Here is a 25,000-nt window from a genome sequence, read left to right on the forward strand (position 1 = left end):
GACGAACGGTTAGCTTTTTTCAATCATGGCCATAAAGTTTGACTATCTGGCGCCGATTAATTGACTGGTCAGTCGTACAACCCAGCCAGGTAATCTTATGAATCTCCGAAATCTCTCCATTGCGGCCCGTTTGGCTGCAGGCTTCGCCGTGATTGCGCTTATTGTCGTGTTGCTCGGCACCCTTGCGACTCGTGAAATGGGCGCTATACGCGATGATGTAGTGCTGTTGGAGGATACCTGGGTCCCAGGTATGCAGCAGCTTGGCGCATTCAACCAGAACTATCTTCGCTTTCGCATCTATACAATGCGAGTCATGATGGCGAGTACGCCGCAGGAGATCGCGCCTCTAAGAGAGCAGCTGGACAAGCTTGAGGCCAATCTGTTGGAGGCGGAAACTACGTTTGATGGTCTGGTCACCGACCCGGAGATGCAGCGCGCTTTCGACGCCTATCGTCAAGGTCGGATGCAGTACATGACAGTGCAAAAGGAGATTGTGCAGCTTGCCTCGCAAGGGCGTGACGCGGAAGCTGACCTCATGCTGACTGAACGCCTCAACCCGCTGGCCGACACGGTTACCCGTGCCTTGATCGAGCTGGAGCGAATGGTCTCTTCAGGCGCGGACGCTGCATCCAAGCACGCTCTGGACGTTTACGACAGTGCCTTCAACCAGACTGTGGCTTTCATTGTTGCAGCGGTAGCCTTGACCATCGGTCTGGCATTCTTCATGACTCGCAGCATCGTTGCGCCGATCCGCGAAGCGGTCGAAGCCAGCGAAACCGTCGCCGCCGGTGATCTGACCCAGAAGATCTCCAGCAGTGGCCGTGACGAGCCAGCTCGCCTGCTTCAAGCATTGGCCACCATGCAGCTTCAATTGCGCAACACCATCCAGGGCATCGCCAACTCCTCGAATCAGTTGGCCGCTGCGGCCGAGGAGCTGAACGCTGTCACCGAGGATGCAAGCCGCGGTCTGCAGCGCCAGAACGACGAAGTGCAGCAGGCCGCAACGGCGGTCAACCAGATGAGCGCTGCGGTTGACGAAGTGGCGCGCAACGCGGTGTCGACCTCGGAGCAGTCCAAGGAAACCTCGAAGATCGCTGGCGAAGGACAGCAGCAGGTCAGCCGTACCGTAACCAGCATCGACAAGCTGTCCGGCACCATTCAGTCGACCGCGACCGAGGTTCAGGAACTAGCCGAGAAAGCGCAGAACATCAGCCGCGTCCTGGATGTGATCCGCGCTATCGCCGAGCAGACTAACCTGCTGGCACTCAACGCAGCGATCGAAGCGGCACGGGCCGGTGAGCAGGGTCGTGGTTTTGCGGTGGTAGCCGACGAGGTTCGCGCTCTGGCTCATCGTACTCAGCAGTCCACCACCGAAATCGAAGAAATGATCGGCACCATTCAGCAAGGTACCGAGCGCGCAGTCGAGGCGATGGGGATCAGCAAGACCATGGCTGGCAGCACGTTGGAGCAGGCCACCGCTGCAGGTGAGGCGCTCACCCGCATCACCTCGGCGATCACTCAGATCAACGAGCGCAACCTGGTGATTGCCAGCGCCTCGGAAGAGCAGGCTTCGGTCGCTCGTGAAGTCGACCGTAACCTGGTCAACATCCGCGACCTGTCGACCCAGTCGGCAGCCGGTGCCGAGCAGACCAGCAGCTCCAGTCGCGAGCTGTCGCGCCTGGCGGTCGAGCTCAACGATCTGGTCAATCGTTTTCGCATCTGACCGAACGCAGCGCAAAAAAAACCGCACCTCAGGGTGCGGTTTTTTTGTTACGGCTTTGAAGATCAGTTGTATTCAGCCGAACCAACCGTCTCGCGCTCGAGATGCTGCCCGGCCACCGCTGCAGGGAGCGGAGTACGGATCAGGTAGTCGAATGCGCTCAATGCCGCAGTCGAACCCGAGCCCATGGCGACGACGATCTGCTTGTACGGAACCGTAGCCACGTCACCGGCAGCGAACACCCCCGGTACCGAGGTCGCACCGCGTGCGTCGACTTCGATCTCGCCGAAGCGGCTGAGCTTCACCTCACCACCTTTGAGCCAGTCGGTGTTTGGAATCAGGCCGATCTGCACGAAGATACCCGCTACGTCGACGTTCTTGCTCTCGCCGGAATCGCGATCGGTGTAGGTCAGACCCACCACCTTGTTGCCGTCGCCACGTACTTCGGTGGTCTGGGCATTCTTGATGATGTCGACGTTCTTCATCGAGCGCGCCTTGCGCTGCAGCACTTCGTCAGCACGCAGGGTGTCGGCGAATTCCAGAACGGTTACGTGCTCGACGATACCGGCCAGATCAATCGCGGCCTCGATACCCGAGTTACCACCACCGATCACCGCGACACGCTTGCCCTTGAACAGCGGGCCGTCACAATGCGGGCAGTAGGCAACACCCTTGCCGCGGTATTCCTGCTCGCCGGGTACGTTCATTTCGCGCCAGCGGGCGCCAGTCGCCAGGATCACCGAGCGGCTGGTCAAGGTCGCGCCGTTTTCCAACTCGAGTTCGATGAAATCCCCACTGGTGAGCTTGGCCGCCTTCTGCTCGGTCATCAGATCAACTTCGTAGTCCTTGACGTGCTGCTCAAGGTTGGCGACCAGTTTCGGTCCTTCGGTATACGGCACGGAAATGAAGTTCTCGATACCGACGGTATCCATGACCTGGCCGCCGAAGCGCTCGGCAACGATACCGGTACGGATGCCTTTACGCGCTGCGTAGATGGCAGCGGCCGCGCCAGCGGGGCCACCACCGATTACCAGCACATCGTACGGAGCCTTCTGAGTCAGCTCGACTGCTTTGCGTTGAGCGGCGCCCGTGTCGACCTTGTTGACGATTTCGGCGAGCGTCATGCGACCCTGGCCGAACGGGTTGCCGTTCAGGTACACCGAAGGCACCGCCATGATCTGACGCTCTTCGACTTCGTCCTGGAACAGCGCGCCATCCACCATGGTGTGGGTGATGTTCGGGTTCAGCACCGCCATCAGGTTCAGCGCCTGAACTACGTCCGGGCAGTTCTGGCACGACAACGAGATATAGGTTTCGAAGTGAAACTCGCCTTCCAGGTTGCGGATCTGCTCTTGTAGAGCGGCATCGGCCTTGGAAGGGTGTCCGCCGGCCTGCAGCAGAGCCAGTACCAGCGAGGTAAATTCGTGGCCCATCGGCAGACCAGCAAAACGCACACGGGGGGCTCCGCCGTTGTCCGGGCCGATCGCCATGCTCGGCGTGCGAGCGTCATCTGCACGGGTCATGTCGATCTTGGCCGACATGCCGGTGATTTCACCGGCCAGATCCAGCAGCTCGCGCGACTTGTCGCTGTCATCGGCGGACACGCTGATCTTGATCGGATTAACGATATTCTGCAGGTACGTGTCCAGTTGTTTCTTCAGATTCGCGTCCAACATACGTGTCCGTCCTCTATCAATTCGTTGAAATCTGGGCGTAAAAAACCCGGCCCGCCAAACCGGATGCCAGGGGCATCACGGCGGGCCGGGTCAGGAGCACTACTTAGATCTTGCCTACCAGGTCGAGCGAAGGAGCCAGAGTGGCCTCGCCTTCTTTCCACTTGGCCGGGCAGACTTCGCCCGGGTGGGCTGCGACGTACTGGGCAGCCTTGACCTTGCGCAGCAGGTCGTTGGCGTCACGGCCGATGCCTTCTGCAGTGATTTCGATGGCCTGGATGATGCCCTCGGGATCGACAACGAAAGTACCGCGGTCAGCCAGACCCTGGCCTTCGCGCATCACACCGAAGTTGCGGGTAATGGTGCCGGTCGGGTCACCAATCATCGGATACTGGATCTTGCCGATGGTCTCGGAAGAATCGTGCCACGCCTTGTGGGTGAAGTGGGTGTCGGTGGAAACCGAGTAGATCTCTACGCCCAGCTTCTTGAATTCTTCGTAATGGTCGGCCACGTCACCCAGCTCGGTCGGGCAGACGAAAGTGAAGTCGGCAGGATAGAAGAAGAATACTGACCACTTGCCTTTCAGATCAGCTTCGCTCACTTCAACAAAGTTACCGTTATGGAACGCGGTGGCCTTGAACGGTTTGACTTCTGTGTTGATGTACATGAAAACTCCTTGTGAGTCGGTGGGTTGATTGCTTAAGACAGCGACTATGTTAGTGCCTGGTTCGCCATCGTTGAAATATATTCCAGCTAAGGCACAAATAGCTTTTCGCTATATGGTTCCGCCTGCGCACTATTCAACGAAAATCCATGCGGTTGATCCAGATCAAATTCTCAATCCACTTGATGAATCCGCTCTATTCGCGGCTACCTCAAGCTATCCAGACCGGCAGACCGAGCATAGCCTCTGATTACCGCCCTGTGTATGTCAGACGACGACTGCAAGGGCTGGTTCCTACTCAGCTTGAGGACCCGTGCCATGGAATTCGCTTACTCCCCCAAATCCCGGCAGATGATCGCTCGCGTGCAGGCGTTCATGCACGACTACATCGTCCCGTTCAGGCTCGGCGCGCAACCCAATCAAGACAACCCCAAGTTCGCGTAGCGAAGCAGGGTCTCCCGCCAGAGGTACTGTCCGGCGACTACGCTTGCGGTAAAGTAGTGCCACGCAAATCGTTCAGGACACCTCATGCTTACTCATCTCGATGCCCAGGGGCAGGCGAACATGGTCGATGTGACCGACAAGGCCGTGTCATCGCGCGAAGCGGTGGCGGAAAGCCTGGTGCGCATGCGGCCGGAAACACTCGACCTGATCCAGAGCGGCGGCCACCCCAAGGGTGACGTCTTTGCCGTGGCGCGTATTGCCGGCATTCAGGCGGCCAAGCGCACCTGGGAGCTGATTCCGCTATGTCATCCGTTGATGCTTACGTCAGTGAAAGTCGAGCTGACAGCCGAGCAACCTGATGCCGTACGCATTCGCGCGCGCTGCAAGCTGGCTGGCCAGACCGGTGTGGAAATGGAAGCCCTGACCGCCGCAAGCGTTGCGGCGCTCACGCTCTACGATATGTGCAAAGCGGTGGATAAAGGCATGGTCATCGAAGCCACACGGTTGCTGGAGAAGACCGGCGGCAAGAGCGGGCACTACCGCGCGGAGGAGCAGAGATGATCACGCTGCAATATTTCGCCCGTTACCGCGAGACGCTGGGCACCGGGCAGGAGCAGCTGGACTGGAATGACTCGCGCGATACGCTTCGGGCAGTGCGAGACGAGCTGGTTTCACGGGGTGATGCCTGGGCCGTGCTCAACGAGTCGCGACTGATGTGCGCGCGCAATCAGGAAATGTGCAGCCTGGATGAGCCGGTGCGAGACGGTGACGAGATCGCCTTCTTCCCCCCAGTGACCGGAGGCTGATATGGCTATTCGCGTGCAGACCGAGACCTTTGATGCTGGGCAGATGCTCAATGCGCTGCATGCTGAACAACTCGGCGTGGGGGCAGTGGTCGGGTTCGTTGGCTATGTGCGCGACTTCAACGACGGGCAGGAAGTCGCCGGAATGTTGCTCGAGCATTATCCGGGCATGACCGAGAAGGCGTTGCAAAAAATAGTCGATGAAGCCAGCGAGCGCTGGCCGCTGATCACGGCAGACGTGCTGCATCGGGTCGGCAAGCTCGAGCCGGGCGAGCCGATCGTGTTCGTGGGCGTATCGTCGGCGCATCGTCAGGCGGCCTTCGAAGCCTGCCATTTCATCATCGATTATCTGAAGACCCGTGCGCCGTTCTGGAAGCAGGAAGATACGCCGGACGGGCCTCGTTGGGTCGACGCACGGGACATGGACGCCGAAGCGATGCGCAGATGGCGCTGACCGCGGCCAAGAGTGGATTGCTCGATTACTTGGAACTCTCCCCCGGCGTTCCGACGGGAATGCTGAACGCATCGTGGTAAAGTGGCTCGAAGCAGTTGGTAGATGTATCCCCTCACACCTGAATAGCGGCCACGCGACAACCGGAGTACAGCCTGTGCCCGAAACACAACTTCTGGACGGACAAGGTCGTCGTATCGACTACGTACGAATGTCCGTCACCGACCGCTGTGATTTTCGCTGCGTCTATTGCATGGCAGAAGAGATGACGTTCCTGCCGCGCGAGAAAATTCTCACGTTCGAAGAAGTCCTGCGCTTGGCGAAGCTGCTGGTGGGGCAAGGCGTAAAAAAAATTCGTTTAACCGGTGGCGAGCCGTTAGTGCGTCGAGGGATAGTCACGCTTTGCAGGGAAATCGCCGCGTTACCCGGCCTGAACGAACTGGTGATGACCACCAACGGCTCCCAGCTGATCAAGCTCGCAGAGCCGTTGGCCGACGCGGGCCTCAACCGGCTAAACATCAGTCTCGATAGTCTTGATGCCGTCAAGTTCCGTGCGATCACCCGTACCGGCGACCTCCAGCAGGTGTTGGCTGGCATCGATGCGGCTCGCGCCGCAGGCTTCGCCTCGATCAAGCTCAATGTGGTGGTCATGAAAGGGCGCAACGCCGATGAGGTGCCTGATCTCGTCGACTATGCCGTGGAACGCGGACTGGACGTAACCTTTATCGAGGAGATGCCGTTGGGTCATGTAGGCAGATCGCGCGGCGAAGCCTTCTGTTCTAGCGACGAAGTACGCGAATTGATTGCTCGGCGCTATACGTTGCTCGACAGTCCCGAATCCACTGGTGGGCCGGCACGTTATGTACGCATCGAAGGACAGCCAAGCACCCGCATCGGATTCATCTCCCCGCATTCGCACAACTTCTGCTCCACCTGCAATCGCGTGCGGCTGACGGCCGAGGGACGGTTGCTGCTGTGTCTCGGTCATGAACACTCGCTCGACATGCGCGACCTGGTGCGCCGCTATCCGACCAGCGACGAGCCGGTTCTCGAAGCCTTGCAGAGTGCACTGCAGCGCAAGCCCTTGCGCCACGAATTCGCATCCGATGGCGAGGTGCAGGTGTTGCGATTCATGAATGCCAGCGGCGGGTAGTCACTCGCTGCGCGCGATGCTTCGTACCAATATCAAAATCGAACTTCCCCTAATCCGGTTCCTCCAACCTTTATCAGGTGATTACTGAGGAAGCGAGATGAATAGAGTTCTGTTCGGCGTTTGTTTTGTCATTGCCATGCCGGTCTTGGCGCAAAGTGTCGAAATCATCACCGAGTTCAATGGCCTGGATATCGAATGGGAGCCACTCGGTGTTGAGGAGGCATCCAGCGAGCAAGTCGATCTCAAGGGAACCCCGGCAGTCACAGTCATCAATCGCAGCAATGAGCGAGTGTTGTGTGAGTTCGCTGCACTGCCTGACGAAACCGAGCGTACCCCGACCTCCGTGCTTGAGCCGAACGACCGGGCAGTGCTGGAGGTGCCTGGCAAATACTCTGAGGGAGGCCCAATCGCTCTGCTCGAGTGCGTCAAGGATTAGTCAAGTAACGACACCGCCTTGACTAGCGCGAATACGCGCTTTCCAGGTTGCAGTAGCAGCTCGCGTGCCGACCAGCCGCTAACTTCGGCCAGCAGTAGATCTCCACTGACCAACCTTCCGCGTATTATCACGCGCCTTTCGTCGCGCGCGTGAACTGCCTCGATGGTAAACGGTAGTTGATTGAGAATGCTGATCCCGGTGGTCGGCTCGATGGCCAGGCTGACGTCGCGTGCGCCTATGCGCAGCCGCACCGTAGTAGGTCCCGCTTGCACGGGGTTGGGTAATGCCAGGCGTAGCGTGAGCGCACCAGAGCGAAACATCTGCAAATCCGGCGCATCGCTTGCCTGAAGGGTTCCCATCAGCACACTGGCCGGACCCTCGTCAGCGAACAGCGGCGAATCCGGCCGCGATAGCGCCTGCTGGATCGGCTCGACCGACTCTATGCGCCCCCGCTCCATCAGGGCTACATGATCAGCGAGCCGTTCTATTTCGGCCGCGGCATGACTGACATAGATTATCGGAACGCCTATCTCACCCGAAAGACGGTCGAGAAACGGCATGATTTCGCGCTTGCTCTGGCTATCGAGCGCCGACAGCGGTTCGTCGAGCAGCAGCAGTTGCGGGCTGGCCAACAGCGCACGGCCCAAGGCAATGCGCTGGCGCTGGCCGCCGGAAAGCTGATCGATACGTCGCTCTATCAAGGTACCCAGTCCGAGCAGATCGATGATCGCTTCCGGGCGATGCCGCCGCTGTGAATCGGGCGTTCGTTGGTAGCCGTAGAGCAGGTTATCGCGGACACCGAGATGCGGCAGCAGCGACGATTCCTGAAAGACCAGACCGATGCGCCGTTTTTCCAGCGGTATGGAGGCGTTCAAGCCTTGCCAGGTCTGATCGTCGAAGCAGACCTCGGCGCCCGGCACCCGGTCTAGCCCGGCAATGATGCGCAGCAGACTGGTCTTGCCGCAGCCAGACCGGCCGAACACCGCGGTGACACCTTCGGTGGGCAGGTCCACGTGGATGTGCATGTCCAGGCCCGCGCGGCGCATTCGCGCTCTGACCGTCAGGCTCATGGTTGTACCACTGCGGATTTGCGGTTGCCGGCAAAATAGATCAGTGACAGCACGACGAATGCACAGCCAATCAGCAGCAGCGACAGACGATGGGCTGCGGCATAGTTCATCGCCTCGGTATGCGCATAGATGGTCGTCGACAACACGTGCGTCTCGCCGGGGATACTGCCGCCGATCATCAGGATCACGCCGAACTCGCCTAGCGTGTGGGCGAAGGTGAGGGTGGCGGCCACTACAAAGCCGCTACGAGCGAGCGGCAGGGTGATGGTCAGAAATCGATCGAGCGGACCCGCCCCAAGGGACGCCGCCACTTCATGCGGCCTGCGGCCCATCTGGCGAAAAGCCTGCTGTAGCGGCTGCACGGCGAATGGCAACGAATAGATCACCGAGCCGATCAGGATGCCGCCGAAGCTGAACGCCAGATGGCCGATACCCAGCCGCTCCAGCGTCCCGCCCACCCACCCGTTTGGCCCCAGGGCGAGTAACAGATAAAACCCGAGGACGGTGGGAGGCAAAACCAGCGGAAGGGCAACCAGTGCCTGGACAAGCGAGCGCACACGGCCGGCCCCGGCCGCAAGCCAGAGCGACAAGGGTGTCGCCAGGAGCATCAGGATCACGGTTGTATACAGGCACAGCTTGAGCGTCACGCGTATGGCCAGCCAGTCGGCGGCGCTCAGAGACATCATGGTTCGCTGTGCTCGGGTTCAAGAAGGATAGGACGGGTCTGCACCTAGCGCTGACCAGCAATACCGCCGGGTACCGGCGGGCGTTCGAAGCCGAAGTCGACAAGCACTGCGGCCGCTTCGGGGCCGAGCAGATAATCGGCGAGCTGGTCAGCCTGGTGTTTCCCTGCCCCGTGCAGGGTCACGACGAGCGCCTGCTCCAGCGGGCTGTGCAGTCCAACCGGAATCCGTTGCCAATGGCCAGGCGCCTGCTGGTTCGGCGCACCAACCAGCGACAGCGCGAGCAGAGCGAACTCGGCTGCGCCGGATTGGGCCATCTGCGCCGTGTGACTGATGCTCTCGCCATACACCAGGCGGGGCTCGACGGCATTCCAGATATCCAGGTTTACCAGCGCTTCACGCGCACGCGCGCCGTACGGGGCATGCTCGGGCCGGGCAATGGCGATACGGCCTTCGGTGTTGGCCAGCTCGTTGATCCGTTCGGGAAACGGACTGCGTGACCACAACACCAGGCGGCCCAGCGCATAGGTGCGCGGCTCGCCATCGGTCAGTCCTTCCTCCTGGAGCGCGCGCGGATAGGTGATATCTGCAGACATGTACAGATCGAAGGGTGCGCCATTGCGGATCTGTGTGGCGAAGCGACCGGAGGAGCCGTAGGTCGCGCTGGCCTGCGAGTCAGGGTGCGAGGCGTTCCAGGCTTGCAGTATCTGCTCCAGTGCCGGACGCAGATCGGATGCCGCGGCGATGCTGAGATCAGCGAAGGCTTTCGGTGTGATAGCGAACAACAGGCAGACAACGGCAAATGCGCGACGCATCGGAATTCCTCCTAACCCGGACCGCCATCCGGTCGTGGACGGCTAAGCATCGGCCAATAGTGCCAGACGAATAATCCGAAGGCGACCGACCACGCGGCTGCGGCCAGCCATAGCCCGGCTGACAGGTGAACATGGCTCAGCCACACTCGAGCTGGCACGGCGAGGTTGATCAATACGAAGGCCACCGACATGGTGAACGGCGTTCTCAGCGGCCGTCCGGTATGACCGAGACTGACACGCGCGATCATTGCCAGAATGATGCCGCTCATGCCGCCAATCGCCAGCAGGTGTGTGGCCTGGGTAAAGCTGATCAGCCAGCCGGCGTGCCAGCACGCCATCGCCAGGTACGCGAGAACCAGCCAGCCATAGGCCAGATGCAGCGACCAAAGCAGCGGCACTTTCCAGATGCCGACATGGTGCCAGCGGACCAGACGCAGAGCGTGGCCGAGCCCCATCACGGTAAACAGTGCGGCGAGCCAGGGGCTCGGTGCCAATGCCGTGCCGCTGAACATCAACAGCGCAACGATGATGCTTCCGGCCAAGAGCAGATTGTCCAGCCAGGGCAGGGCTTCGGCTGGGGCGGCAAGCGTTAGCCCATTGCGCGTGAAGAACGGAATCACACGCCCGCCGATGACGCCGATCAATGCGGCAATCAGCCAGAGCGCGCCCAGGTTGCCCTGGCGTGCCAGTTGGTCGCTTTGCTGCACGAGCCCGACCAGCACCAGGAGGTTGGCCAGGGCCAGCAGGGTGATAACCAGAAGAACTGGATAATTTCGTGTCTGCCGTACCTTGATCAGGCTGCTGCCAATCGCTACAGCCAGAGCAGGAAGAAAAGCAACGTCGAGCGCCAGTACCAGCCATGGCGTCAAGCCGAGCAGCCAGGCGATCCGGCCGGCCAGCCACAGCCCAACCAGGATCAACAGCGGCGTGCCGCGTAGCCCGGGAACGCCAGTCCAGTTCTGCACTGCGGTGAGCAGGAAGCCGGCGATGATGGCGGCGCCGAAGCCGAAGAGCATTTCATGTCGGTGCCAGGCCAGCCAGCCACCGCTGGGCTGCCAATCCAGATGACCAAACAGCGCCAGAAGCCAGATCGGCACCGCAAGCGCGGCAAATAGGCCACCAGCGAGAAAGAACGGTCGGAAGCCCAGACGAAGCAGGGCAGGGGGAAGCTGGGTGTCAGACATAGGCATCGACTCGTGTAACAGCGGCGCGGCTTGGCGCGTGGATGGGTATGCTGAGGCGCAGGGTCAGTGCGAACAATAAGCCATTGGAGGTACTCCGCCTGCGTGCCTGGGCGGCGCAGCGGCAGTTGGTTATGCTTCGGCAGCCAAGAGAGGGCGCTTTCATGTCATATACAGCCATCAAGACTTTACACCTGCTGGGGGCGATCGCCTTCATCGGCACGCTGTTTTTCCAGGTGTTCATCCTCGCACCGGTAATGAGGGACCTGCCTGAAGGCGATCGGAGCCGGTTGGCTACGGCTTTAGGACAGCGAGCGCGTCGCGTTGTGCATTGGGTTGCGCTGGTTCTCTATGGCGCCGGTTTGACGCTCGGCTGGCAGTATCGGGCGGTGCTGTCACAGCCGTTTTCCAGCCAGTTTTCCGCATTGCTCACGTTCAAGATCGCTCTCGCGCTGCTTATCGTCGCGCATTACGTGGCACTGATTTTCCTGCGCAAAAGTGGTCGAATCGGCCCGCACGGCATGCATCTGCTCAATATCAGTCTGCTGATGCATGCCGTGCTGGTCGTGATTTGCGCCAAGGCGATGTTCACCCTTTGAGCGTTACACGGCGCTGGGCTGGGCAGCCGCCGCCTCTGTAGACGATGGACGCCAGCAACCGGCAACAGCTCGCTCGCAGAAGAGCCTCAAATAGCATAAAAGAGGCGGGTCGGCGCGAACTTGATATGGATCAAAACTGCGCATCCTGTCGAGCGATAGGCTTGCCGCATACCCCACTACCCGGAGCGTCCCGATATGTTCAATTCACCCCGCTGGGATGCCGACCTTATCCGCCGATACGACAAGGCTGGCCCGCGTTACACCTCATACCCGACCGCCGTGCAGTTCCATGACGGGGTGGCGCCGATGCACCTGCTGCACGCCCTGGACAAGAGTCGCGAGGTCAACCGCGACCTGTCGCTGTATGTGCACGTGCCGTTCTGCGCCAACATCTGCTACTACTGCGCGTGCAACAAGGTGATCACCAAGGATCGCAGTCGCGCGCAGTCCTACCTGGACAGCCTGTACCGCGAAATCGAGACGGTCAGTCGCCACGTGGGTAGCGAGCAGACCATCGAGCAGCTGCATTTCGGCGGCGGCACGCCGACCTTTCTCAGTCATGACCAGCTGCGTGACCTGCTGTCCAAGCTGCGTCGACACTTCAAGCTGCGTGACGACGACATCGGCGACTACAGTATCGAGATCGATCCGCGCGAGGCCGACTGGTCGACCATTGGGCTGCTGCGCGAGCTCGGCTTCAATCGCGCGAGTTTCGGGGTGCAGGATCTGGATCCGGAGGTGCAGCGCGCGGTCAATCGTCTACAGAGCCTCGAGCAGACCCAGGCGGTGATGGAAGCGGCACGCACGCTGGCCTACCGCTCGATCAACATCGACCTGATCTACGGCCTGCCGAAGCAGACTCCCGAAGGCTTTGCGCGCACGGTGGAGGCGATCATTGCGCTCAAGCCGGATCGGTTGTCGGTATTCAACTATGCCCATCTGCCAGAGCGCTTCCTGCCACAGCGGCGCATCAACGCAGCAGACCTCCCGAGCGCCACAGCCAAACTGGAGATGTTCGAGAGCAGCATTCGCCAACTGATGCAGGCGGGGTACCGCTACATCGGCATGGATCATTTTGCGCTGCCCGACGACAGTCTGAGCATCGCCCAGGAAACCGGTGCGCTTCAGCGAAACTTCCAGGGGTACACCACGCACGGACATTGCGATCTGGTCGGGCTGGGCGTCTCATCGATCAGCCAGATCGGCGATCTGTTCTGTCAGAACACCGCCGACATCAAGCAGTACCAGGGATCGCTGGAAGCAGGGCAGTTGGCGACGCGCCGCGGCCTGGTGGGCCATGCCGATGACCGTCTACGGCGGGCGGTGATCAGCCAGCTGATCTGCCATTTCAGCCTGCGCTTCGCAGACATCGAGCAGAGGCTCGGAATCGACTTCCGCGACTACTTCGGTGATTGTTTTCCCATGTTGCAGCAGATGGACCGTGATGGGTTGATCCGCCTGGGCGAAACCGGGATCGACGTGTTGCCGGCAGGCCGGCTGCTGGTGCGCTCGGTGTGCATGGTGTTCGACGCCTATCAAAGCGTCGATTCCAACCAGCGCTTCTCGCGGATCATCTGACCCGCTCCGGTTGCTATGCTGGGATCATTCAGCACAGCTACCGGAGTACGGATGAACGATCGACAAACCATCAGCGCCGGCGAAACCCTTCCAGACCAGCTTCACGACGCCGTGGGCAATGCGTCCTACGTCGTGGTATTCACCGGGGCGGGCGTATCGGCCGAGAGTGGTATAGCGACCTTTCGGGATGCAGAAAAAGCGGCTCTCTGGAGTCGGTTTGATCCGATGCAGCTTGCCACGGCAGAAGGGTTCCTGGCCGACCCGGCCATGGTATGGGGCTGGTACACCGCGCGGCGGCGACAGGTGATGCAAGCTCTGCCGAACCCGGCGCATGAGGCGATTGCCAGCCTGGCCGAGCGAGTCCCACGCGTGGAAGTCATTACTCAGAACATCGACGATCTGCACGAGCGGGCCGGCAGCGATCGGGTGACGCACCTGCATGGTGAGATACTCAAATCCCGCTGCTTCGATTGCGGTGCACCCCAGGACCTGTCAGCCCTCTCGCAGGAGCCTGACGAGCAGGGTCGTCTCGAACCGCCGCGCTGCGCTGCATGTGGCGGGGCGACCCGGCCTGGCGTGGTCTGGTTCGGCGAGATGTTGCCGGAAGAAGCAATGAACCATGCTTACAACGCGGCCATTCAGTGCGATCTGATGATCTCGGTCGGCACGTCGGGCGTGGTGTATCCGGCGGCAGAGCTCCCGCAGCCGGCGCACGACAATGGCGCACAAGTCATTCACGTCAATCCCGAGCGACCGCCACTGGTATGCGAACGCGACTGGTGCTTACTGGGGCCCGCGGGCAGCTGGTTGCCGCGCTTGCTTGTCTGAGCTGATCGAGTTGTCTGGAGTGGTTGAACCTCATTTCTCGCGCGTGTCCAACCATTGAGCGCGGCCGGTTCTCGGTGCGCTGACCTTGTTGAACCAACCGGGAGACACACATGAACAGCCAATACCAAGCCTGTATCGAGGCCTGCAGCAACTGTGCAATCGTCTGCCAAACCTGCTCCACGGCGTGTCTGCGCGAAGACAACGTGAAGATGATGGCGCGTTGCATTGCTCTGGATATGGACTGCGCCGACATCTGCGCGATGGCCGCCGCAGCCATGGCTCGCAACAGCGAATTTGCTAAAGATATTTGCAAGCTATGCGCAAAAATTTGCCGTGCCTGCGCCGAGGAATGTGGCAAGCACGACCATGATCATTGCCAGGAGTGCGCCGAGGCGTGCCGGAAATGCGCCGAGGAATGCGAGCGCATGGCGGCCTGATGCCGCATCAGGCAGGCGTAGCGTTCGCTACGCTGCCTGCAATGGCAGGATCAGGCTGAAGGTAATCAGCCCCTGATCCTGCGACACTTCGATCCTGCCTTTGTGTGCTTCGGCGATGGCCGAGGAGATGTAGAGACCGATTCCCAGCCCAGTGCGGTTACGCTCTGCAGACATGTGCTGTTGCTTGAACGGCACGAACAGTGTCGCAAGTTGCTTCTCGCTCAAATGATCCGCCTCGTTGCAGACCCGCAAGACGACCTCACCCGCGTTTCGTGAAAGCTGGACCTGCACAGTCGTGCCCGGCTTCTTGTGGTGCCGCGCGTTGCTCAGCAGGTTCACTGCGACCTGGGCGTAACGGTCCGGATCGATAACGGCATGAACATCGCTCTCGACATCGACCTCCATGGGGTACCCCGGGTAGGCAAGGCTGGTTTCCTGCAGCGCACCGCGTACCAGTGACGAGACGTCCGTCGCGACCGGGTGCACGGCGATGCTGGAGCCCGCCTGCAGGCGACTCATTTCCAGAATCTGGGTGATCAGTCGCTCCATGCGACTACTCGAATAGTTGATGTGTTCGCGCAGTTCGCCGGTGCGCCCGCTGTCGTTGGACAACATGGATGCGGCCATGGATATCGACTGCAAGGGCGTGCGCAGATCGTGTCCGAGTGTGGCGATCAGCCGCTGACGCATGCGATCGATCTCGCTGGCCCGCGTGAGACATACCTCAATCATGTCATTGCGTAGCGTCGCGGCCGTAGCGATGTCGTTGTCCGTCCAGGGCGCGGAAGCTCCGCGGACGGTTTCTTCCCAGGCCTCGAACGAGCCGCGGGGTGTCAGCCGCGCGCCGGACGGGCCGATGGCGGTAATCTTCTCCGGCTTGCCGGCCCAGCGGATCTTGTGTACTTCCTCCAGTCTGAACCAGATGATCCAACCGGCGTTGGCGCGATGGAAGCGCACCGCGGTCACTCCGCAGTAGCGCGCATCTTCGCAGTTCGGGTCGGCGTGTTGCCAGCGGTCGGTAGTGAACTCGTCTTTGCCCAGCTCGTCGAGCTGACTGGCCACGGCCAGTGCCAAGCGTTCGAAGTCCCCGTCGACGCACAACACGCGCCCGCCCATCATCACTGCGCGCCGTCGCACTCCATCAGGCTCGCCACGTTGAGATCGGGTTTGGCCAGCGCATGGAGAATATCGTCGGATTCTCGCACCTGGCGCATCAGCATCGAACGGCGCTCAGCGCCTCGGTGGGCCAGCTCGCTCTCACGATGGGCTTCGAGACGCTCGACCATCGCACTGCATACATGCGAGCACACCTGAAACGACATACGCACGGGATGCGGCAGAGTCTTGGGCGACATGTGATGGCAGGCGAACAGGCCCCAGAGTTTCCCGTCGACGACGATGGACACGCTCATGGACGCCTGAACACCCATGTTCGACAGGTACTCGCAATGGATCGGCGATACGCTACGCAGGGTGCTGTGGCTCAGATCGAAGGGCAGACCGGTTTGCGGATTGAGGCTCGGAATCAGCGGCGACCCCACGTATTTGACGTCGGCAATCAGGCGAATTGGATTCTGTATATACAGGCGGCGCGCCTGGGCCGGAATGTCCGTGGCGGGATAACGCTGACCCAGAAAGCTGCCCAGGTCTTCGCGACGGGACTCGGCGACCACCTCGCCAGACAGGTCAGGGCGAAACCGGTAAGCCATCACCCGGTCGTAGCCGGTCATGCGTCTTATCTCGTCTGTGACGCTGTCAAGCAGCACGCCGACATCATCACGTAGCTGAACCTGGCTGATGATGCGCTGGGCGTAAAGAGCGAATTGAGTGAACGACGCGATGCCGCCGGAACGTGGCTCGAATTCGAGATAGCAGACTGAGTCATGCGTATGACCAATGACATCGAACACCGTATCGCCCCGACACGTTTCGATGCTGTTCGTCCAGGGACGGCGTGCGGCTAGTGCTTCGTCGAGTAACCGCATGACAGCCGCCCCGACTAGCTCTTCGCAGACGTTCATGCCTACTTCCGGAGCCGAGCCAGCCACTGCCTGGAAATTGTCGCTATAGGCCAGGACGCGGGCCTGCGTGTCTACCGCCAGCAATGCGCCGTGCGGCTGGATGGCGCCGGGAATGTGGATCGGCTCGTTATCGCAGTTGTCGAGACTGACGGTCGGAGTGACATCTTCAGCCATCGGCTACCCCCGTATATCCGCTTCGTCGATGACCCACCGACGAAACGAGAGAAATGTAGTTTGCGCTGCTCGCTGGGCATCGGCAATTTCGGCGGGGGTGGTCACCTGTACAGCCAGAACGTGCAGAAATGTCTTCCACATCGTGCCGGTTTCAGCACCATAACCCTGCAGCCAGCGAAGCGACAGTCCGTCGAATCGGCCTGCCCAGCGCTTTCTGAGAAAAGTGCCGCCCAATGTCGCGCCTTCGGCCACATAGGCCATTCCTAGCAATTCAGCCTGATTGGATGGGCTGGCAATGTAGGGACAGTGTGGGATATTGGCGACATCGAGTGAGGAGTATCCACCATCGAGCAAGTCTCGTTCGAGCCAGGCGCTCTTGTCTCGCCGCTTCTCGACCGCAAACTGAGCTGGCAGCGAGGCGGCCATGGGTGCGTGCCACAGGGCATGCTCGAGCGGATGCATCCAGCCCAATACGCGCGCGGCGTGGTGCAAATAGCTACCGGTCTGAAGCGTGTCCTGGTTCAGCGGAGAGAGCTGGTCCAGATCAGAGTGGAGCGTCCGCGTGGCGTCGCGCAGAGCGGCTAACGCCGGAGATGGATCGGTACTTCGGGTCATTTCGGCTTCGCTTGCAGGGTGTGGTTCGCCGCGACCGTCAGACTTGAGTCCCCTTCAAGCATCGTTGTCCCTTTAGGACCAACGTTTCGCGCCAAGGACAGACGATACACAATCGGCCTTCGTCCCGGCAAGTCCGGGTGCGTGTATTGCGGCGTACCCCGTCGGATTGGCAATGAAAGGAAATCGGGCGTTCTGTCGCTGCCCGCAAGATGCCCGGCCCTTTACTGGAGCTTGCCGCAGAAGCCACCGCGGTTTCTTGGATTTTTCAGATTTGCCTGCTTCAAATAAAAGCCCGCGGCTGGCGCGGGCTTGAGCGACTCAGCAAGCGCGACGAAAGCCGCGCTGCCTGACCTATTTAGTTACCCTGTTTCTGACTAATGATCGTGCCTCCGGAAGACTGGATATTAGCTTTGGTCTTCTGGCTGCTGGAACCAGTGGACAGCCCCAGCGATGACGATCCTTCCGGCTCTTTCTCGTCCTCGTCCGCGGCTGCTGCGCCGGCATTGCCCGCACCGGTGCCGCCTGTGGTGCTGCTTCCCTTCAGCGACAGGTCCGCCTTGATGCCGAACTCCGACGAAGTGCTTTCAGCTGATTCCAGCTTCACCTCGTTACCTGCGCTGAGCTCTGTCGTTCCGCCCGAACTGAGCTGCGTACCCTGGAGGGTGACATCGTTGCCTGCGGACACGCGTATCGGACCGCCTGCGGTGATAGACCCTACCTGAGCAGTGGAGCTCGATGCCTGGTTGTGCTCGGCGCCGAGACCCATTTCTCCCGACTTTTCCTTGCCGCCGGAGTCCGTCTTGCTGGACGACACCCCGAGCGCCACCGAAACGCCGGTTTCTGAGCTGCTGGCAGTATCCTGCGCAGCCTTGAAGTCCACATTTCCGCCGGCTGCGATATCGGCGGCCCCTCCGGCGTTGAGATTGGTGCCTTCGAAGGTCGCATTGTCACGCGTGCGGATCGTCAGGTTGCCCCCAGAGCTGATGCCTCCGGTGCGTGCCGTAGAAGACTGCTCGCTGCTGGTGCCCATTTCGTAGTTGGCTTCCGCGCTCGCATCGCCCGTGCTGGCCTTGAGCTCGACACCGATTTCGTGACTGGTACTGGAGCTGCTCGACGTATCCCGTGCTGCCTGGTAGTCGAGCGAGCCTGCGTCGAGTGTGGTGTCGCCACCCGACTCGAACTGCGCGCCCACCAACACGGTTTCTTCCTTGGAAGTGGAGCTGATATTGCCGCCGGCCTTGAAGCGGCTAACGACCGCAGTGGTGCTGCTTTCGCTTTCCTTCTCGATCGAGCCGTCGTATGAGGCCTTCACTCCCACGCCCGCGCCGGCATCGGCGCCGCCGTCCGTGCTGGCCTCGGCTTCCGCTCCGGCATACACCCCGATGCGGGCGTCGTGACTCTCCGAGCTGCTGCTGGACCAACTGGCATCCGATACCGCTTCATCGCGGATGACCCGCGCTGATTGCGTCAGGTCGCCGGCTGCGTCGACCTGGGTACCCTGGTCGACGATCGTGTCCTTGGCTGTCCGGGTGAAATCGCCGCCAGACTTGAAGGTATTGGTGACCTGGGTAATCGAGCCTTCCGTGCTGCTTTCGGACGTGTTGGCGTAGCGAACCCCAGCGCTGGCTTCGGCACTGGCGCTTGCGCTTGCCTGAGCCTGGCCGTTCGAGTCGACACTGGTGCTGGCTTCAGCCGAGGCATTGGTGCCCAGGTAAAGTCCGGCAGTATGCGTGCTCGCCGAGCTACTCGATGTGCTGATGTCCTGCGCGGCCACGTTTCGGATGTTCTCTGCCTCGATCGCCATGTCGCCGCCGGATTCGACGTTCGCCCCCTGGAAGGTTGCGGTGTCCTTGGCGGTGATCTTCATATTCCCGCCGGAAGTCAGCGAAGATGCCGAGTTGGTCAGGTTGTAGCTGGACTCGGTGGAGTTTTCGACGCGAGCACCCAATGTGGTAGTGGAGCCGGCCTCGGCCGAAGCGCCGGCATTGGCGCTGGCCACACCGTATTGGTCCACGCCTGCTTCGGCTCCAGCTTTGGCTCCGGCTTCCGCCTCGTTATAGATGCCGACCGATACGGTATTGGTCTCGCTCTCGCTCCACTGCTCGTTGCGGCCCGTCAGGACGTTAACGTCCTTGGCGTCGATAGCCAGATCGCCACCGGCGGCCACGTTCGAACCCTGTACGGTCACGGCACCCTCGGTCTTCAAACCCAGACTGCCGCCTACGTTGAGGTTCGAAGCGACGCTGGTGTTGCTGCCTGCGCGAGTCGTGGTGGTGCTGGTTTCGGCGAGCTTGAGATTGGCGCTGCCTTCGGCTCCGGCTTCAGCCGAGGCTGAAGCCTCGGTACCGCCAGCCTTGGCCCCGGCAGAAGCCTGCGCGCCGCCGTCGCTTTCCAGCTTCAAGAAAGTAGTGGTTTCGGTTTTGCTGGTGGTGCGCCTTTCATCGAGGCCGTCAAGGATGATTATCCCTTCCTTAGCATCGATATCGGCATTGCCGGCAATGTTCGCATCCGATCCCTGCAGCACCATTTCCTTGCCAGCCTTCACCGAGGCATCACCGCCAACGTTCAGCGTAGAGCCGGCGTTCGTACCCTGGAAGTCATTGACCGTGGTCTTCTGTTCCCCATACAGGCCGCCGCCGACACCAAGCCCGGAGGTGCTGGTCTGCGTGTCGCTGATCACCTTGTCCTGGCGCGCGATGACCTTGAAACTGCCGCCGGTATCGGCGTCAAGGTCGCCGCCCACATCGACGTTGCTACCGGCGATAGTGGTGTCGCCGCCGCTTTGCAGCCCCAGATTCCCGCCGGTTTTCAAATCCGATCCGATGTTCTTTTCGGTGCCCACGGTGGTCTGTGTCTTGGTACTGCTGAACAGTCCGCTGCTGCTGCTGGATGTGCTGCTGGTGTTCTTGTCGACGATGGTATCGAACGTAATCGCGTCGCCGGCCTTCAGAGTGGCGGCGCCCTTCGCTTCGACATTGCCACCGAGCACGGTGATGTCCTTGGCCGCGTCCAGCTTCATGTTGCCGGTCGACTCAATGCCGGCGGTTTTGCCGATCGCAGTCACGTAGGTGGTGTCGTCTCCGGCACCTTTGGCCACCGTCTCGTTACGGATGCTGCCTTCGGTCGACGTCACGCTGACATCGCCGCCGCGAATGTTGCCGCTGGTGTTGACCACGTCACCGGTTGTCTTGATGGCAAGGGTGTCGCTGCCCTCGATCGTGCCGCCGGTATTCTGCAGGCCCGTCCCGGCGATGTTGACGTTGTCCCCACCGATCACAGCGCCGGTGTTGATCGCAGCGATGGTTGCCGCTGCCAGATAGACTCTGGGGCTCAGCACCTTCTGGCCGTCGATCTCGACTTCTTCCATCCAGACGATGTCTTCGGTCAGGGAAGCTGCCTGAGCAGGCGTCAACGGTTTGCCGAATTGCAAGCCCAGTGTCTGACCCTGCTTGTAGGCCTGGTCCATCAGTTTCTGCATCTGCGCTGCTTCGTTATCGTAGCCCTTGATGATGTTGCTGCCGGTCTGCTGAATCAGCTGCTGCCGTATCAGGTAGGCCTCGTAATTGGCGTCGCCGAGACGCTTCTGTACGTTGTCAGGATTGACGCCGTAACGCTTGGCCAGATAGTCCGATCCAACGAAGTTGGAGCCGACAGCAAAGTTCGGATTGGTTTCCACGAGATAGCGGGCATTCGGATCACGGGCGATGACGTAGTACCCGTTCGGGTTGGCCGGCAGACTGATCTGCAGCCCGCCAGGCAGCAGGGTGCGGCCCGGTTGGGTAGTGATCTTGTCTGGTGACCAGCCTCCGGTCTCGCCGTTGTTCTCGACACCCGACATGGTCGGAGCGGAACCGCCATTGCCGGAAGTCTCGTTGCCGACCGTCGCCAGCGAGCGATCGTCCGGCCACGGCGAGCCGGCGTTGACCAGCGTGCCGCCATTGAAGTTGAAGCTGGTCGCGAAGATACCGGAACCGCTCCGGGCAGTGACCACTGCGCCTTCCATGATCGCACCGTCGACCGCCCGCGCCAGCGCATCATCTGCAAGCCAGCCCGGGAAACCGTCACCGGCGGTATGGGCAACCTTGACCCAGCCTGCGCCAGGGTGCCATGTGTCCCAGTTGCCATCGCCAGGATCGCCAGTGTAGGCGGCGCCGTCACGGCTTGGGTCGATGCGGGCGAACGACACGAACCAGTCGTCACCGGACTTTTCGTCATCCACACGGATCCAGCGGCGGACCATGGTGTAACGATGCAGGGTCAGATCCTGGTTGGTGAATGTCCCGCTGCCGGTGATGTTGACCGTATTGGCCGACATTACTCCGCCAGTGTTTTCGCCTGTGCCCGAGCGATAGTTCACGCTCAGCGCGTTCCCGGCACCGTTGACGATGATCTGAGCCTTGGTCAGAGCCGCGACTTCTGCAGCGGTAAGGCCGACGAAACGCTCTTCCCGGGTGAATCGGGCGTCCATCATCCACACGTTCTGGCCGCTGTCGAAGGTTCCTTCCTCGCCGATCTGCACGCTGCTGATCTGATCACCCGCGACGATATCGCCCCATTCCTTGGTGATCACCTGACCATTGTGGAGCGTGCGATTGATGAACGAGCCTGTGGCATCGATGATGGCGTTGCCTACTGTTACGACGGCGCCGTTGTTCTCGAAATCGGCGCTGGCGCTGTGCAGGGTGCCGTAGCTATCGATACTGCCGGAGCTCCAGTTACGAACCGTACCGCCGGTGCTGGTCAGACGAAGCGCGTCACCAGCGAAGAATTGCCCGTAGTTGTCGATGCGCGAACCGTATGCCCCGGTCAGGGTAAGGCTGGTCAGCGAGGCGATGCCCCCTGTATTGGCGTTGTGAATCCCTGCGGCATCGATGTTCAGAGCTGAGCTGAAAAACAGGCCGCCGTGGTTGCTGAAGGTGCCAGAGGCACGCAACAGGCTCGTAGCGTTATCGAGACCTGCAGCGCGTATAAGCGCACCGCTGTTGCCAACGTCGCCGTTGATGAAGGTTCCGACATTGGCCGTCATCCCGTTCTGCACGCCGATGACGCCCTGATTGTTGAACTGAGTGCTGGTCAGACCCAGGCTTCCCGCAGTAATCGATGCAGCAGTGTTGGCGCCGGTGCCGTTGACGAAGCTGCCGGCGTTAACCGTCATGGCATTGTTGGCAGTGATCACAGCATGGTTGGTGAGCTGATTGCCGGCTACGCTCAGAGCGCCGCCGCTCAACCGTGCAGATGTATTACTGCTGGCGCCGTTGATCAGGGTACCGACGTTTGCGGTGAGCCCATTGGCGGCGATCACGGAGCCCTGGTTGTTGAGCTGGCTGCCGGTAATCTGCATGGCGTCACCAGCGCGCAAAAGGGCGCCGATCTGGTTGTTCAGCAGCACGGAGCGGCCCACGCTACCTACTGCCAGGCTGGAGCAGCTCATCAGGCGACCCGTGTTGGTGAACACGAAGCTCGCGTTGTTGGACGTCAGCAACAGATTGCGATCGGCAACAATGCTGCCGCCGGCCAGGTTGGCCAGTCCATTGCCCGTGCTGAGCGTCATATCGGCGTCCGACTGGAGGGCGCCACTGTTGCTCATGCCGTCCGATACCGTCACGGCCATGCTGCCGCCAGCGTCGACTACGCCAGTATTGTCCAGACGGGTCGATGTGATATCCAGGCGGCCGTTATCGCCGCCCTGGGTATCGCGCAGCGTCAGCATCGCCCCGTCATTCTGGACGACCCCTGTGGCGGCAATCCGGAGGTCGCCGCTCGATTGCAGCGTACCCTGGTTGCCAAGCGACCCAGTGATATTCAAGTCGGCATCACCGCCCACGACAGTGGAGGTCGTCAACTGGGCGCCGCTGCGGTTGCGCAATGACTGTGCCGCGACGGTCATACCTTGCGCCGCCTGAATGGTTCCGGCGTTGTCGATCGCATTGGCCTGCATGGCGATTCGATCGGCGATCACGTTGGATCCGACCTGGTTGGTCACATCGAGCGTGTGCCCGGCGGTACCCAGCACCAAATTCGAAGCGGCTTCGATAGTGCCCTGGTTGATGAATGCTGCCTGCGCATCGGTTGCGCTAACAGTCACAGTGGAAGCCCCGAGCAGCTTGCCGGCGTTGTCGATGGCGCTGGCCGCAGCCAGCGTCATGTCGGCAGCGGCTTTTACCGAGCCCTGCGTGCCGACGCTGATGCTGCCCAGGTTCGAGGTCACCGAAAGAGCGCCGGGCGACTGGAGCTCGGCGTTGGCCAGGCGAATGTCGCCTTGGGTGGCGGTGATGGTGAGCGAGCGACCGTCGGCCTGAGCGTCGGAGCCGCTGTACAGCTTGCTCCCGGCGGTACCTACGTCCAGCGAACCGATGTTGGCAGTCAGATTATTGCCGGCGCCCCAGGTGGAACCATTGATCGTGGCGTTGCCAGTCGTGTTGATAGAGGTATTGTTGCCGGCGAATCGTGAGCCCGCCGCAGAGTTATCCAAGAGGCTCGTTGCGGTGACCCCGAGGTTATTGCCGGCGGTAAGCGCGCTGCGGTCCAGCGTGATGCCAGCATTGTTTGCCTGTAGCTGCAGGTCCCGTTCAGCGGTGAGCGCCGCGTTGTCACCGGTCACGGTGATGACGCTCGTGTCAGCAGGGGTGCCCGCCGTGGTGACCACGATCAGGTCTCGCTTCGCACTGATCTGGCTGTTGATTTCGATCCTGCCGGACGCACTGAGGGTGAAGTCGCTGGCGCTGGCTGCAGCTTCGCCGCGCATGCGCACACCGACGCCGCCCTCGGTGGCCAGAAGCTGGATGCGATTGGCGTACATGCCACCAAGTACCGAGGAGTCGATGGCGTAGGCCGGTGCGTTGGTGTCGTTACCCTGAGCGATGGTGCTGCGGTCGGCATAATTGTACTGATTGGTGCCGGTGACGATATTCAAGTCCTGGGCATTGATCTGCCCATCCACTTTCACGGAGCGCGCAACCAGATCCAGCACCTGCTGATTGCGACCGTCGAGGCCCTTGCCTTCGATCAACAGGTCTCCCTGGTTGACCTTGAACCCGGTGAGCCGCCCGTCCGCGCCAATAGTTGGGACACCGGTGGTCAGCGTCGCTCGGTCGGAGTTGATGAACCCGCAGCCGGAGCAGGTGATGCCGTAGGGGTTGGCGATCACTACGTCAGCGCGACCGCCGACGACTTCCGCATAACCGTTGAGCGAGGAGCGGTTGGCCGAAACCACTTCGTTGAGGATCACCCGCGCTTCGTTGGTCAGGTTGGTGTTGGGGACGATTTGCCCTCCCAGCTGGGACTGCAAGGCGCCGGCCTGGGTCAGCGCGGAGTTGTTATTGAGAATCTGCCCGGTGGCATCGATGTTGTACTGAATGTAGCGGTTGTGGGACACGCCCGCTCCGTTGGCGGTGGCAATATCGACCACTTGAACACCGTTCGGCGCCTCGAACACCTGAGTGTTGCCGCTCGCCACCTCGACGCCGGCGGCAAAGACGGTATTGATGCTCAAAGCGGCGGTGATCGCTGTCACGATGAACACGCCGGGCTTGCTTGCGCTGGCGGTGCTGCCGCGGGTGCTGGGGGATTTGCCGCGAGCGCTGGCCAGTTCCGAGGTCACTACGAACGCCCTGCGACGTACACTCCAGATAACACGAAAAATACGGTTCATGACA

The 25,000-nt window shown here is 61.0% G+C and carries 21 protein-coding genes; 11 read left to right on the forward strand and 10 right to left on the reverse strand.

The features are described 5' to 3' along the window. Positions 1-97: 97 nt before the first annotated feature. On the forward strand, positions 98-1,723 hold the full coding sequence (locus tag BLT85_RS03035) for a methyl-accepting chemotaxis protein (RefSeq protein WP_093391760.1): 1,626 nt from the start codon (positions 98-100) through the stop codon (positions 1,721-1,723). A 62-nt stretch (positions 1,724-1,785) separates the two neighbouring features. Here BLT85_RS03035 and ahpF read toward each other — a convergent pair whose 3' ends face one another. Both ahpF and ahpC read right to left on the reverse strand, forming a co-directional pair. Beyond that, positions 1,786-3,396 (reverse strand): alkyl hydroperoxide reductase subunit F, encoded by a 1,611-nt coding sequence (ahpF, locus tag BLT85_RS03040; protein ID WP_093391761.1) that lies wholly within the window; start codon positions 3,394-3,396, stop codon positions 1,786-1,788. A gap of 103 nt (positions 3,397-3,499) precedes the next feature. Further along, a complete protein-coding gene (gene ahpC / locus BLT85_RS03045; RefSeq protein WP_093391762.1) occupies positions 3,500-4,060 on the reverse strand; it encodes an alkyl hydroperoxide reductase subunit C in 561 nt (186 codons plus the stop codon). A 315-nt stretch (positions 4,061-4,375) separates the two neighbouring features. On the opposite strand from ahpC, the gene BLT85_RS16925 reads away from it, so the two are divergent. The 6 genes from BLT85_RS16925 (at position 4,376) to BLT85_RS03075 (ending at position 7,344) form a co-directional block, all read left to right on the forward strand. Next, the gene (locus BLT85_RS16925) at positions 4,376-4,501 is read left to right on the forward strand and encodes a hypothetical protein (RefSeq protein WP_269432721.1); all 126 of its coding nucleotides are present in this window, start codon (positions 4,376-4,378) and stop codon (positions 4,499-4,501) included. A gap of 84 nt (positions 4,502-4,585) precedes the next feature. Then, complete coding sequence (gene moaC, locus BLT85_RS03055) at positions 4,586-5,062, forward strand: cyclic pyranopterin monophosphate synthase MoaC (protein WP_093391764.1); 477 nt, start codon at positions 4,586-4,588, stop codon at positions 5,060-5,062. Further along, entirely contained in the window at positions 5,059-5,307 is a 249-nt protein-coding gene (gene moaD / locus BLT85_RS03060) for a molybdopterin converting factor subunit 1 (protein ID WP_093391765.1), read from the forward strand. Before moaC ends, moaD begins: the two co-directional genes overlap by 4 nt. Position 5,308: 1 nt before the next feature. Further along, a complete protein-coding gene (moaE, locus tag BLT85_RS03065) occupies positions 5,309-5,758 on the forward strand; it encodes a molybdopterin synthase catalytic subunit MoaE (protein ID WP_093391766.1) in 450 nt (149 codons plus the stop codon). A gap of 208 nt (positions 5,759-5,966) precedes the next feature. Then, positions 5,967-6,908, forward strand: coding sequence for a GTP 3',8-cyclase MoaA (gene moaA / locus BLT85_RS03070; RefSeq protein WP_231701573.1), 942 nt, complete (start codon positions 5,967-5,969; stop codon positions 6,906-6,908). 97 nt (positions 6,909-7,005) lie between these two features. Beyond that, a complete protein-coding gene (locus BLT85_RS03075; protein WP_093391767.1) occupies positions 7,006-7,344 on the forward strand; it encodes a hypothetical protein in 339 nt (112 codons plus the stop codon). Here the strand turns inward: BLT85_RS03075 and modC are convergent. The 4 genes from modC to BLT85_RS03095 are packed head-to-tail and all read right to left on the reverse strand — an operon-like array spanning position 7,341 to position 11,096. Continuing rightward, on the reverse strand, positions 7,341-8,414 hold the full coding sequence (modC, locus tag BLT85_RS03080) for a molybdenum ABC transporter ATP-binding protein (protein ID WP_093391768.1): 1,074 nt from the start codon (positions 8,412-8,414) through the stop codon (positions 7,341-7,343). The two genes, BLT85_RS03075 and modC, sit on opposite strands and share 4 nt — an antisense overlap. Next, on the reverse strand, positions 8,411-9,097 hold the full coding sequence (gene modB, locus BLT85_RS03085) for a molybdate ABC transporter permease subunit (protein WP_197673882.1): 687 nt from the start codon (positions 9,095-9,097) through the stop codon (positions 8,411-8,413). Before modB ends, modC begins: the two co-directional genes overlap by 4 nt. Positions 9,098-9,144: 47 nt before the next feature. Next, positions 9,145-9,912, reverse strand: a complete 768-nt coding sequence (gene modA / locus BLT85_RS03090; RefSeq protein WP_093391770.1) for a molybdate ABC transporter substrate-binding protein — start codon at positions 9,910-9,912, stop codon at positions 9,145-9,147. Positions 9,913-9,923: 11 nt separating this feature from the next. Next, positions 9,924-11,096, reverse strand: coding sequence for an NnrS family protein (locus tag BLT85_RS03095; RefSeq protein ID WP_407920156.1), 1,173 nt, complete (start codon positions 11,094-11,096; stop codon positions 9,924-9,926). A gap of 161 nt (positions 11,097-11,257) precedes the next feature. Here BLT85_RS03095 and BLT85_RS03100 point away from each other — a divergent pair, with 161 nt between their 5' ends. From BLT85_RS03100 to BLT85_RS03115, 4 genes are all read left to right on the forward strand, one after another. Continuing rightward, a complete protein-coding gene (locus tag BLT85_RS03100) occupies positions 11,258-11,692 on the forward strand; it encodes a hypothetical protein (RefSeq protein ID WP_093397346.1) in 435 nt (144 codons plus the stop codon). 195 nt (positions 11,693-11,887) lie between these two features. After that, a complete protein-coding gene (gene hemN, locus BLT85_RS03105; protein ID WP_093391772.1) occupies positions 11,888-13,270 on the forward strand; it encodes an oxygen-independent coproporphyrinogen III oxidase in 1,383 nt (460 codons plus the stop codon). A gap of 51 nt (positions 13,271-13,321) precedes the next feature. Further along, positions 13,322-14,098, forward strand: coding sequence for an SIR2 family NAD-dependent protein deacylase (locus BLT85_RS03110; protein WP_093391773.1), 777 nt, complete (start codon positions 13,322-13,324; stop codon positions 14,096-14,098). A 110-nt stretch (positions 14,099-14,208) separates the two neighbouring features. Beyond that, the gene (locus tag BLT85_RS03115; RefSeq protein WP_093391774.1) at positions 14,209-14,535 is read left to right on the forward strand and encodes a four-helix bundle copper-binding protein; all 327 of its coding nucleotides are present in this window, start codon (positions 14,209-14,211) and stop codon (positions 14,533-14,535) included. Positions 14,536-14,562: 27 nt separating this feature from the next. On the opposite strand, the gene BLT85_RS16930 is transcribed toward BLT85_RS03115, so the two are convergent. The 4 genes from BLT85_RS16930 to BLT85_RS03130 form a co-directional block, all read right to left on the reverse strand. Then, positions 14,563-15,672 carry a GAF domain-containing sensor histidine kinase gene (locus BLT85_RS16930; protein ID WP_172829802.1) on the reverse strand — a complete coding sequence of 370 codons (1,110 nt, stop codon included), beginning with the start codon at positions 15,670-15,672 and terminating at the stop codon, positions 14,563-14,565. Next, positions 15,654-16,730, reverse strand: a complete 1,077-nt coding sequence (locus BLT85_RS16935; RefSeq protein WP_172829803.1) for a GAF domain-containing protein — start codon at positions 16,728-16,730, stop codon at positions 15,654-15,656. Before BLT85_RS16935 ends, BLT85_RS16930 begins: the two co-directional genes overlap by 19 nt. A gap of 3 nt (positions 16,731-16,733) precedes the next feature. Further along, a complete protein-coding gene (locus BLT85_RS03125) occupies positions 16,734-17,345 on the reverse strand; it encodes a biliverdin-producing heme oxygenase (RefSeq protein WP_093391775.1) in 612 nt (203 codons plus the stop codon). A gap of 355 nt (positions 17,346-17,700) precedes the next feature. Continuing rightward, positions 17,701-24,996, reverse strand: coding sequence for a two-partner secretion domain-containing protein (locus BLT85_RS03130; RefSeq protein WP_093391776.1), 7,296 nt, complete (start codon positions 24,994-24,996; stop codon positions 17,701-17,703). Positions 24,997-25,000 lie beyond the last annotated feature (4 nt).

This window comes from Halopseudomonas xinjiangensis (genome assembly GCF_900104945.1).
GTDB lineage: Bacteria > Pseudomonadota > Gammaproteobacteria > Pseudomonadales > Pseudomonadaceae > Halopseudomonas > Halopseudomonas xinjiangensis.

Bases quoted from the DNA above. Each gene is read 5' to 3' on its own strand.
- BLT85_RS03035 (WP_093391760.1), top strand. From the start codon at position 98: ATGAATCTCCGAAATCTCTCCATTGCGGCCCGTTTGGCTGCAGGCTTC.
- ahpF (WP_093391761.1), bottom strand. From the start codon at position 3,396: ATGTTGGACGCGAATCTGAAGAAACAACTGGACACGTACCTGCAGAAT.
- ahpC (WP_093391762.1), bottom strand. From the start codon at position 4,060: ATGTACATCAACACAGAAGTCAAACCGTTCAAGGCCACCGCGTTCCAT.
- BLT85_RS16925 (WP_269432721.1), top strand. From the start codon at position 4,376: ATGGAATTCGCTTACTCCCCCAAATCCCGGCAGATGATCGCTCGCGTG.
- moaC (WP_093391764.1), top strand. From the start codon at position 4,586: ATGCTTACTCATCTCGATGCCCAGGGGCAGGCGAACATGGTCGATGTG.
- moaD (WP_093391765.1), top strand. From the start codon at position 5,059: ATGATCACGCTGCAATATTTCGCCCGTTACCGCGAGACGCTGGGCACC.
- moaE (WP_093391766.1), top strand. From the start codon at position 5,309: ATGGCTATTCGCGTGCAGACCGAGACCTTTGATGCTGGGCAGATGCTC.
- moaA (WP_231701573.1), top strand. From the start codon at position 5,967: ATGTCCGTCACCGACCGCTGTGATTTTCGCTGCGTCTATTGCATGGCA.
- BLT85_RS03075 (WP_093391767.1), top strand. From the start codon at position 7,006: ATGAATAGAGTTCTGTTCGGCGTTTGTTTTGTCATTGCCATGCCGGTC.
- modC (WP_093391768.1), bottom strand. From the start codon at position 8,414: ATGAGCCTGACGGTCAGAGCGCGAATGCGCCGCGCGGGCCTGGACATG.
- modB (WP_197673882.1), bottom strand. From the start codon at position 9,097: ATGTCTCTGAGCGCCGCCGACTGGCTGGCCATACGCGTGACGCTCAAG.
- modA (WP_093391770.1), bottom strand. From the start codon at position 9,912: ATGCGTCGCGCATTTGCCGTTGTCTGCCTGTTGTTCGCTATCACACCG.
- BLT85_RS03095 (WP_407920156.1), bottom strand. From the start codon at position 11,096: ATGTCTGACACCCAGCTTCCCCCTGCCCTGCTTCGTCTGGGCTTCCGA.
- BLT85_RS03100 (WP_093397346.1), top strand. From the start codon at position 11,258: ATGTCATATACAGCCATCAAGACTTTACACCTGCTGGGGGCGATCGCC.
- hemN (WP_093391772.1), top strand. From the start codon at position 11,888: ATGTTCAATTCACCCCGCTGGGATGCCGACCTTATCCGCCGATACGAC.
- BLT85_RS03110 (WP_093391773.1), top strand. From the start codon at position 13,322: ATGAACGATCGACAAACCATCAGCGCCGGCGAAACCCTTCCAGACCAG.
- BLT85_RS03115 (WP_093391774.1), top strand. From the start codon at position 14,209: ATGAACAGCCAATACCAAGCCTGTATCGAGGCCTGCAGCAACTGTGCA.
- BLT85_RS16935 (WP_172829803.1), bottom strand. From the start codon at position 16,730: ATGGCTGAAGATGTCACTCCGACCGTCAGTCTCGACAACTGCGATAAC.
- BLT85_RS03125 (WP_093391775.1), bottom strand. From the start codon at position 17,345: ATGACCCGAAGTACCGATCCATCTCCGGCGTTAGCCGCTCTGCGCGAC.
- BLT85_RS03130 (WP_093391776.1), bottom strand. From the start codon at position 24,996: ATGAACCGTATTTTTCGTGTTATCTGGAGTGTACGTCGCAGGGCGTTC.